Genomic DNA, 8,839 nt, shown 5'->3' on the forward strand with positions numbered 1-8,839 from the left:
CGCCGGATCCTGCGCGCAGGCGGCCAGCAGGCCGCCGGCGCCGAGGGCCAGCCACAGGCCGATCCCGCCCCCCCTCAATGCGCCGCCTCCGGCAGCCCCAGGCCGAGCTGCAATGTCGTGTTCGCCATGATCAGGCCCTCCCACAGCAATTCCAAGCCGATATAGGCAATCAGCGCCACGCCCACATAGGCGATGATCCTGAAGCGATCCAGCAGCTTCGCCAGCAGCCCGCCCGCCAGGCCCATCATGACGATGGAAATGCCGAGGCCCACCACCAGCAGCGTCAGGTTGGCGCGCGCCACCCCGGCCACCGCCAGGACATTGTCCAGGCTCATCGACACATCGGCCAGGATGATCTGCCACAGCGCCTGCAGCAGGCTCTTCTCCTGCGCGGCCTCGCTGGCCTCGGCGGCGTCCCCGCCGCCATGGCGCAGCTCGCGCAGGAAGCTCCAGGCGATGTAGAGCAGCGCCAGGCCACCCACCAGATCGACCCACCACAGCGCCAGCAGCAGCGTCGCGAAGATCGAGAAGACGATGCGCAGCACCGCCGCGGCGATGACGCCGAACAGCACGGCGCGCGCGCGCTGCTGGGGCGGCAGGCCGGCGGCGGCGAGGCCGATCACCACCGCGTTGTCGCCCGACAAAATGACGTTCAGCCAGATGATCTCGGCCAGCGGCCCGATCATGCCGGTCAGCTCTTCCATAGGAATCCGGTCCCCGTGAGGACCCGCCGCGCCGCCCGGCACGGCCGACGGGATGCGGCAGGCTCGGGGCGGCGGGACGCAGCGTCAAGCCGGGCGGGACAGGCGAGGCAATTTGGAACCGGTAACGATAATTACGAATTTTTCATCAGTTGCGGCGCCCGATGACGGCGCCCCAGACGCAAAAGGCCGCCCCGAAGGGGGCGGCCCGCTGCGATCGGCCCGGATTCGCGCCGGGCTCGCCCGGCCGGCTCAGCGCGGCGCGGCGCCGCCCAGCCCGACATAGGGCAGGATCTCGCCACCGCCATGCCAGATCATCTCGACCGCCACATAGAGGATGACCAGCAGGCCGACCCAGGCGATCCAGCGATGCTTCTCCAGCAGCTTGGCGATGAAGGTGGCGGCGACGCCCATCAGCACCACCGAGATGCCAAGGCCGACGACCAGCACCCAGAGATGCTCCTTGGCCGCGCCGGCGACGGCCAGCACGTTGTCGAGGCTCATCGACACGTCGGCCACCAGGATCTGGATGATGGCGCCGCGCAGCGTCTTGCGGTTGCCGGGCGCCTCGGCCGCCTGCTCCAGCTCGGCCTCGGTCACCTCGGGCTGGTGGCCGCGCTGCAGCTCGCGGAACATCTTGTAGCAGACCCACAGCAGCAGCACGCCGCCGGCGAAGGTCAGGCCGACGATGGCGAGCAGCTGCGTGGTGATGGCGGCGAAGCCGATGCGCATGATCGTCGCCGCGGCGATGCCCCAGAAGATCGCCTTGCGGCGCTGCTCCGGCGGCAGGCCGGCGGCGGCCATGCCGACGACGATGGCATTGTCGCCGGCCAGCACCAGGTCGATCAGCAGGACCTGCCCCAGCGCGATCAGCTCCGGCATCAGAGCCGAAAAATCCATGGACCCGTCTTCCCTATCCCGGTCGCGAGACCCCGGCGCATAGAGGGGTGCCGGGGCTTGCACAACACTCCTGTCGGGAACATGACTCTTTTGCCATCTGCGCCCGGTTGACGCGGCGGGGTCCGCCCGCCATTGCGGGCGCCGACCCGACCATCCTTCCCCGCGTGGCCGGCACCCCCGCCGCCCGCACCCCCAAGCCTGGAGAGACGCGCCATGGTGCCGCGCTACACCCGCCCCGAAATGGCCGCGATCTGGTCGCCCGAGGCGCGCTTCCGCATCTGGTTCGAGATCGAGGCGCTGGCGGCCGAGGCGATGGGGCAGCTCGGCACCATCCCGGCCGAGGCCGCGGCGGTGATCCGCGAGAAGGGCGAGGCGCGCGCCGCCGGCATCTCCCAGGCCGATCTCGACCGCATCGACGAGATCGAGCGCGAGACGCGGCACGACGTCATCGCCTTCCTGACCTGGCTGGGCGAGGGCATCGGCCCCGAGGCCCGCTTCATGCACCAGGGCATGACCAGCTCCGACGTGCTGGACACCTGCCTCTCGGTGCAGATGGTGCGCGCCGCCGACCTGCTGATCGCCGACCTCGACCGGCTGCTGGCGGCGCTGCGGACGCGCGCGCTGGAGCATAAGTACACGCCGACCATCGGCCGCAGCCACGGCATCCATGCCGAGCCCACCACCTTCGGCCTGAAGCTGGCCGGGCATTACGCCGAATTCGCCCGCTGCCGCGCGCGGCTGGTCGCCGCCCGCGCCGAGGTCGCCACCTGCGCCATCTCCGGCCCGGTCGGCACCTTTGCCAGCGTCGACCCGCGGGTGGAGGAATTCGTGGCCTCCAGGCTCGGCCTGGCGGTGGAGCCGGTCTCCACCCAGGTGATCCCGCGCGACCGGCACGCCGCCTATTTCTGCGCGCTCGCCGTCGTTGCCTCCGCCGTCGAGCGGCTGGCGACCGAGGTGCGGCACCTGCAGCGCTCCGAGGTGCGGGAGGCGGAGGAGTATTTCCACCCCGGCCAGAAGGGGTCCTCCGCCATGCCGCACAAGCGCAACCCGGTGCTGAGCGAGAACCTGACCGGCCTGGCCCGGCTGGTGCGCGGCTATGCCATGCCGGCGCTGGAGAATGTGGCGCTGTGGCATGAGCGCGACATCAGCCATTCCTCGGTGGAGCGGGTGATCGGCCCGGACGCCACCATCGCCCTCGATTTCGCGCTGATGCGCGCCGCCGGGATGATGGAGAAGCTCACCGTCTATCCGGAGCGGATGACCGAGAATCTGGAGAGCCTGGGCGGGGTGGTGCACAGCCAGAAGGTGCTGCTGGCGCTGACCCAGGCGGGTCTGTCGCGCGAGGGCGCCTATCGCGCCGTGCAGCGCGCCGCCATGGCCACCTGGACCAGGCTCGGCAAGCCGGATGCGCGGACCTTCCGCGACAATCTGCTGGCCGATGAGGAGGTGGCCGGCAAGCTGGACGCCGCCGGGCTGGACGCGGCGATCGACCCGCAGCGCGATTTCCGCCATGTCGAGACGGTGTTCGCCCGCGTCTTCGGCGCCGCCTGACACGCCGCCCCGGGGCCGCCCAGGCCGCCCCGGGGCACACGCAGCCGTGACGGGCGGCCATGAAGCCGCCCGGCCCTTGCCACGGTTCCGCCTTACGCATTGGCCACCTTCTGGCCATGTCGAGGAGGAACCGAACCATGCCCGGCTTCCGCAAGCTTGCCGTGCTCGGGATCGCCGCCACGGGCCTGATGCTGGGCCTGGCGGCCTCCCCCGCCCCCGCCATGGCGCGGGTGGTCCCGGCCATTCAGGGCGTGCCGCCCGAGGGTGCCCAGGCCGATGCGGCCGAGCCGCTGCTGGTCCATGACCACTGGCGCCGCCGGCATTACCACCGCCCGCCGCCGCGCCATTATTATGGGCCGCCGCCGCGCCGGCACTACTACCACCCGCCGCCGCGCGCCTATTACCGGCCGCCGCCGCCGCGCTACTACCGGCCACCGCCGCCGGTCTATTACCGCCCGCCGCCGGGCTATTACCGCTACTGACGCAGCAGCGCCCTCCGGCCCTCGGGCCGGGGGGCGTCGCGTTTCAGGGACGCCGCCGCCCGGCCTGCGGGGCCGGGCGGGGCCGCGTCCTCAGACCGGCTTGCCGGGGCGGTCCTCCTCGGCGGCCTTGTCCTGCTGCGCCTCGGCCTCGGCCAGCTTCGCCTCCAGCGCGGCGACGCGGGTGGCGAGCGCCGTGCTCTCCTCGCGGGCGCGGCGGGCGACCTCGAGCGCGGCGTCGAGATCCTCGCGGCGCACCAGCTCCAGCTTCTGCACCATCGTCTCGACCTGCGACTTGGCCATCGCCTCGACCTCGGCGCGCAGCCCGGCCATCACCGAGAAGGCACCGCCGGCCATGCCGGCCAGATCGTCGAAGAAGCGGCCACGGCGGTTGTTGCCGCCCTCGGACCCGGTATCCATCTGCTCTACCCTCCAAAAGCGGCGCAACTTGCCCGCCGCCGCGCCAGCCGCCTATACCCGGCCGGCCCGGCGGGCGACCATCCCTCCCGCCCGCGATGCCCGCGGAAGGTCTCACGCATGTATCTGGTCACTGGCGGCGCCGGTTTCATCGGCTCCAACCTCGTCGCGGCGCTGTGCGCGCGCGGTGTCGAGGTGATGGTGTGCGACCGGCTGCGGGCCGGCGACCCGGGGCGGGAGAAATGGCGCAACCTGGCGCATCACGGCATCGCCGGCATCCTGCCGCCGGAGAAGCTCTGGGCCTGGCTGGAGACGCAGCCGAAGCCGGAGGCCATCCTGCATCTGGGCGCCATCAGCGACACCACGGTGCGCGATGGCGATCTGGTGGCGGAGAGCAACCTCTCCCTCACCCTGGCGCTGTTCGACTGGTGCGCCAGGCATGGGGTGCGGCTGGTCTATGCCTCCTCGGCCGCGACCTATGGCGACGGGGCGGAGGGGTTCGACGACGATGCCAGCCCCGAGGCGCTGGCCAAGCTGCGGCCGCTGAACCTCTATGGCTGGTCCAAGCACGCGACGGACCGGCGCATCGCCGATCTGCTGGCGCGCGGCCAGGCGGCGCCGCCGCAATGGGCGGGGCTGAAATTCTTCAACGTCTACGGGCCGAACGAGCACCACAAGGGCCGCATGAGCAGCGTGGTGCTGCACAAGTTCCGCCAGATCCTGACCGGCGCGCCGGCCACCCTGTTCAAGTCGGACCGCGAGGGCATCGCCGATGGCGAGCAGCTGCGCGACTTCGTGCATGTCGATGACTGCGTCGAGATCATGCTGTGGCTGCTGGACAATCCGCAGGTCAGCGGGCTGTTCAATGTGGGCACCGGCACGGCGCGCAGCTTCCTCGACCTGACGCGGGCGCTGTACGCGGCGCTGGGCAAGGCGCCGGAGATCGCCTTTGTCGAGATGCCGGCCGATCTGGTCGGCAAGTACCAGTATTTCACCCAGGCGCGGATGGAGCGGCTGCGCGCCGCCGGCTTCACCGGCAGCGCCACCAGCCTGGAGGATGGGGTCCGCCGCTATGTGCAGGATTTCCTGACCCAGCCCGACCCCTATCGCTGAGGCCCTTGCCGCATGCTGTTCGCCATCCCCTTCCCGGCGATCGACCCGGTGCTGGTCGAGATCGGGCCCTTCGCCATCCGCTGGTACGCGCTGGCCTATATCGCCGGCATCCTGATCGGGTGGCGGCTGATGCGGCGGCTGGCGGCGCTGCCGCCGGTGGCCGCCAGTGCCGAGCAGGTGGATGATTTCGTCACCTGGGCGGTGCTGGGCGTGATCCTGGGCGGGCGGCTCGGCTATGTGCTGTTCTACCAGCCCGACCATTATCTCAGCGCACCGTGGGAGGCGCTGTATGTCTGGAAGGGCGGCATGTCCTTCCATGGCGGCGCGGCGGGGGTGATCCTGGCGGTGATCCTGTTCTGCCGCCGCCAGGGGCTGTCGATCCTGCGCTTCGGCGACCGGTTGACGGCGGTGGTGCCGGTCGGGCTGTTCTTCGGGCGGCTGGCCAATTTCATCAATGGCGAGCTGTGGGGCCGGGTGACCGACGTGCCCTGGGCGATGGTGTTCCCGCATGGCGGGCCGGAGCCGCGCCACCCCAGCCAGATCTACCAGGCGGCGCTGGAGGGGCTGTGCCTGTTCCTCCTGCTGCAGGTGCTGGTGCGCATTCCGCGCATCCGCGAGCGCGAGGGCTTCATCGCGGGCGCCTTCCTGGCCGGCTATGGCGTGGCGCGCATGATCGGCGAGATGTTCCGCCAGCCGGATGCGCAGCTGGGCTTCCTGTGGGGTGGTGCGACGATGGGTCAGCTGCTGTCGATCCCGATGGTGCTGGTGGGCGTGGCGCTGATGGCGCTGTCCCGCCCCCGCCCCGCATGAGGGGTGACCCTTCCGCCGGCCGCCAGCGGCGGCCGGCCCTGGCAGAAAAAAGAAGGGGGTCCGGGGGAATTCATTCCCCCGGCCTTTGCTGCTGATGCCCGAGCGCCTGGACCGTTTCATGGCCCGCGCCGCCGCGGCCTATTACGCCGGCCGCGACCCGTTCGGCGCGCGGGGTGATTTCATCACCGCCCCCGAGATCAGCCAGGCCTTTGGCGAGTGCCTGGGGTTGTGGGCCGCGATCGCCTGGCAGGCGATGGGCAGGCCTGCCCCGGTGCTGCTGGTGGAGTTGGGCCCCGGCCGTGGCACGCTGATGGCCGATGCGCTGCGGGCGATTGCCCAGGTGGTGCCCGATTTCCGCGCCGCGCTGCGGCTGCATCTGGTGGAGCAGAGCCCGGCGCTGCGGGCCCGGCAGGCCGAGCTTCTGGCCGGCGCGGACCCCGCCTGGCATGACCGGGTGGAGGATCTCCCCCCAGGCCCGGCGCTGGTGCTGGCGAATGAGTTCCTGGATGCGCTGCCGATCCGCCAGTTCGAGCGCCGGGGCGGCGCCTGGCTGGAGCGGCATGTCGAGGACGGCAATTTCGTCCTGCTGCCCGCCGCCGATGCCCCGCCCTTGCCCGCGGAGGCGCCGGAGGGCGCCATCCAGGAGGTGTGCGAGCCCGCCCGCGCGATCGCCGCGCAGCTCGGCGCCAGGCTGGCGGCGCAGGGCGGCGCGGCGCTGTTCGTCGATTACGGCCCGGCGCGCAGCGGGTTGGGCGATTCGCTGCAGGCGCTCAGCGCGCATGGCGCGGCCGATCCGCTGGGCACGCCGGGTGCGGCCGACATCACCGCCCATGTCGATTTCCAGGCGGTGGCCGAGGCCGGCATGGCCGCCGGCGCCGCCGCGCAGGGGCCGGTGCCGCAGGGCATCTTCCTGCAATCGCTGGGGCTGGTGACGCGCGCGGCGATGCTGGCGCGCGCCCGGCCGGCCAGTGCCGGGATGCAGCTTTCCGCCGCGCAGCGCCTGATCGCGCCCGAGGGGATGGGGCGGCTGTTCAAGGCGCTGGCGCTTTGCCACCCTGCCCTGCCCATCCTGCCGGGGTTCGAGACCGCATGACCGCCGAATATCTTTCCGCCGCGCCGCTGATCACCCTGCCGCATGGCTTCTTCACCCGCCGGGGCGGGGTTTCGCGCGGCGGGTTCGCCGCGCTGAACTGCTCGCTCTCCAGCCAGGACGAGCCGCAATCGGTCGCCACCAACCGGGCGCGGGCGATGCGGGCGCTGGGGCTGCCGGAGGCGGCTTTGTCCGGCGCGCACCAGGTGCATGGCGCCGCCGTCGCGATGCTGACCGAACCGGTGCCGCACACGGCGCGGCCACAGGCCGATGCGCTGGTGACCCGCCAGCCGGGCCTGCCGCTCGGCATCGTCACCGCCGATTGCGCGCCGGTGCTGTTCGCCGACGAGGCCGCGGGGGTGGTGGGCGCGGCCCATGCCGGCTGGCGCGGCGCGGTGGCCGGGGTGCTGGAGGCGACGCTGGAGGCGATGGAGGCGCTGGGCGCGACCCGCGCCGGCATCGCCGCCGTGGTCGGCCCCTGCATCCGCCAGGATTCCTACGAGGTCGGCGCCGATCTGCGCGACGCGGTGCTGGCGCGCGACGCGGCCGATGCCCGCTTCTTCCGCGAGGGCAAGCGCGAGGGGCATTGGCAGTTCGACCTGCCGGGCTATTGCGCGGCGCGGCTGAAGGCGGCGGGGGCGGGGCGCGTCGGCGTGCTGCCGATGGACACGTTCACCGATCCTTCGCGCTTCTTCAGCCATCGTCGCCGCACCGTGAATGGCGAAGGGCCGATCGGGCACCAGCTTTCCGCCATCGCCCTGCCTGCCTCACCCTGAGGACCGGGCCATGCCCTATATGGTGATCCTGATCGTGCTGATGATGCTGACCTTGCTGGCCTCCTGTTTTGCCCTTGTCTGACCTGGCGCGCCGGCTGCTGCCGGCCCTGCTGCTGCTGGCGCTCTCCGCCTGCGGCAGCGTCTATCCCTTCTGGGGCAATCCGGGCGGCGAGGCCCGGCGCCTGGCCCAGCCCCCGGCCTACCGCATCGCCGTCGCCTTTCCCGCCCAGGCCCTGCTGACCGATGCGGGGGCGGAGCGCTTCGCCAACAGCCTGGCCGAGTCGCTGCGGGTGGCGGAGGTGCCGGCGGTGGCGCTGCCCGCCCCCTGGCCGCTCGACTGGCCGCTGCGGGTGACCGCCGAGCGGCGCGGCGACAGCGTGCTGCCGCGCTATGCCCTGCTGGATGCCGATGGCGGCGTGCTGGGCGAGGCCGAGGGCCGCGCCGTGCCGCTGCGCGGCTGGGGCCAGGAGGACGAGGCGCTGTTCAAGGAGGTCGCCCAGCGCGACGCGCCGGCGGTGGCCCGGCTGCTGGAGCAGGTCGAGGCCGCGCGCAAGGCGAGCGACCCGCGCGCCCTGGCCGGGCAGGGGCCGCTGCGCATCCGGCTGGCCGGGGTGAAGGGCGCGCCGGGCGATGGCAACCGCAGCCTGAACGAGCGGATGCGCGACCATCTGAACCGCCTGGGCTACCTGCCGCAGGACCAGGCGGAGGGCGCCACCTACGCGGTGCAGGGGGTGGTGGAGGCGGTGAGCCAGCCGAACAACACCCAGCGCATCGAGCTGCAATGGATCGTCACCCGCCGCGACGGGTTCGAGCTGGGCCGGGTGGTGCAGATCAACGAGGTGCCGCGCGGCACGCTGAACGGGCTGTGGGGCGATGTCGCCTATGTGGCGGCGGAGCAGGCGGCGAATGGCGTGCAGGAGGTGATCCGCAACGCCGTGCAGCCGCCCGAGGCCGCCCCCGGCGAGCCGCCGCCGACCCTGCCGCGGGCGGAGGCGCCGCAGG

10 protein-coding genes are annotated in these 8,839 nt (G+C 72.2%); 7 read left to right on the forward strand and 3 right to left on the reverse strand.

Going from position 1 to position 8,839, the window contains the following annotated elements:
• Positions 1-74: 74 nt before the first annotated feature.
• Complete coding sequence (locus HMPREF0731_RS05615) at positions 75-704, reverse strand: YjbE family putative metal transport protein (RefSeq protein ID WP_007003082.1); 630 nt, start codon at positions 702-704, stop codon at positions 75-77.
• A gap of 249 nt (positions 705-953) precedes the next feature.
• Positions 954-1,601, reverse strand: a complete 648-nt coding sequence (locus HMPREF0731_RS05620) for a TerC family protein (RefSeq protein ID WP_007003083.1) — start codon at positions 1,599-1,601, stop codon at positions 954-956.
• A 213-nt stretch (positions 1,602-1,814) separates the two neighbouring features.
• Here HMPREF0731_RS05620 and purB point away from each other — a divergent pair, with 213 nt between their 5' ends.
• Both purB and HMPREF0731_RS24085 read left to right on the forward strand, forming a co-directional pair.
• Positions 1,815-3,152, forward strand: coding sequence for an adenylosuccinate lyase (gene purB, locus HMPREF0731_RS05625; RefSeq protein WP_007003084.1), 1,338 nt, complete (start codon positions 1,815-1,817; stop codon positions 3,150-3,152).
• Positions 3,153-3,289: 137 nt separating this feature from the next.
• Complete coding sequence (locus HMPREF0731_RS24085; RefSeq protein ID WP_040611953.1) at positions 3,290-3,634, forward strand: hypothetical protein; 345 nt, start codon at positions 3,290-3,292, stop codon at positions 3,632-3,634.
• 90 nt (positions 3,635-3,724) lie between these two features.
• On the opposite strand, the gene HMPREF0731_RS05635 is transcribed toward HMPREF0731_RS24085, so the two are convergent.
• The gene (locus HMPREF0731_RS05635; RefSeq protein ID WP_007003086.1) at positions 3,725-4,051 is read right to left on the reverse strand and encodes an accessory factor UbiK family protein; all 327 of its coding nucleotides are present in this window, start codon (positions 4,049-4,051) and stop codon (positions 3,725-3,727) included.
• A 117-nt stretch (positions 4,052-4,168) separates the two neighbouring features.
• Between HMPREF0731_RS05635 and rfaD the strand changes: the two genes are divergently transcribed.
• From rfaD to HMPREF0731_RS25015, 5 genes are all read left to right on the forward strand, one after another.
• The gene (rfaD, locus tag HMPREF0731_RS05640; RefSeq protein ID WP_007003087.1) at positions 4,169-5,161 is read left to right on the forward strand and encodes an ADP-glyceromanno-heptose 6-epimerase; all 993 of its coding nucleotides are present in this window, start codon (positions 4,169-4,171) and stop codon (positions 5,159-5,161) included.
• A gap of 12 nt (positions 5,162-5,173) precedes the next feature.
• Positions 5,174-5,971, forward strand: coding sequence for a prolipoprotein diacylglyceryl transferase (gene lgt, locus HMPREF0731_RS05645; protein ID WP_007003088.1), 798 nt, complete (start codon positions 5,174-5,176; stop codon positions 5,969-5,971).
• 118 nt (positions 5,972-6,089) lie between these two features.
• On the forward strand, positions 6,090-7,064 hold the full coding sequence (locus HMPREF0731_RS05650) for a class I SAM-dependent methyltransferase (RefSeq protein ID WP_245538247.1): 975 nt from the start codon (positions 6,090-6,092) through the stop codon (positions 7,062-7,064).
• Positions 7,061-7,837, forward strand: a complete 777-nt coding sequence (gene pgeF, locus HMPREF0731_RS05655; protein WP_007003090.1) for a peptidoglycan editing factor PgeF — start codon at positions 7,061-7,063, stop codon at positions 7,835-7,837. The genes HMPREF0731_RS05650 and pgeF overlap by 4 nt, the downstream gene beginning before the upstream one ends.
• A 74-nt stretch (positions 7,838-7,911) precedes the next feature.
• Positions 7,912-8,839, forward strand: a 928-nt coding sequence (locus HMPREF0731_RS25015) for a hypothetical protein (protein ID WP_007003091.1), incomplete at its 3' end; no start/stop codon positions are given.

The sequence above is a fragment of the Pseudoroseomonas cervicalis ATCC 49957 genome (assembly GCF_000164635.1).
Classification (GTDB): Bacteria; Pseudomonadota; Alphaproteobacteria; order Acetobacterales; family Acetobacteraceae; genus Pseudoroseomonas; species Pseudoroseomonas cervicalis.

Coding starts and splice junctions, on each gene's coding strand:
- rfaD (WP_007003087.1), top strand. CDS start 4,169: ATGTATCTGGTCACTGGCGGCGCCGGTTTCATCGGCTCCAACCTCGTC.
- HMPREF0731_RS05650 (WP_245538247.1), top strand. CDS start 6,090: ATGGCCCGCGCCGCCGCGGCCTATTACGCCGGCCGCGACCCGTTCGGC.
- HMPREF0731_RS05635 (WP_007003086.1), bottom strand. CDS start 4,051: ATGGATACCGGGTCCGAGGGCGGCAACAACCGCCGTGGCCGCTTCTTC.
- HMPREF0731_RS24085 (WP_040611953.1), top strand. CDS start 3,290: ATGCCCGGCTTCCGCAAGCTTGCCGTGCTCGGGATCGCCGCCACGGGC.
- HMPREF0731_RS05620 (WP_007003083.1), bottom strand. CDS start 1,601: ATGGATTTTTCGGCTCTGATGCCGGAGCTGATCGCGCTGGGGCAGGTC.
- HMPREF0731_RS05615 (WP_007003082.1), bottom strand. CDS start 704: ATGGAAGAGCTGACCGGCATGATCGGGCCGCTGGCCGAGATCATCTGG.
- pgeF (WP_007003090.1), top strand. CDS start 7,061: ATGACCGCCGAATATCTTTCCGCCGCGCCGCTGATCACCCTGCCGCAT.
- lgt (WP_007003088.1), top strand. CDS start 5,174: ATGCTGTTCGCCATCCCCTTCCCGGCGATCGACCCGGTGCTGGTCGAG.
- purB (WP_007003084.1), top strand. CDS start 1,815: ATGGTGCCGCGCTACACCCGCCCCGAAATGGCCGCGATCTGGTCGCCC.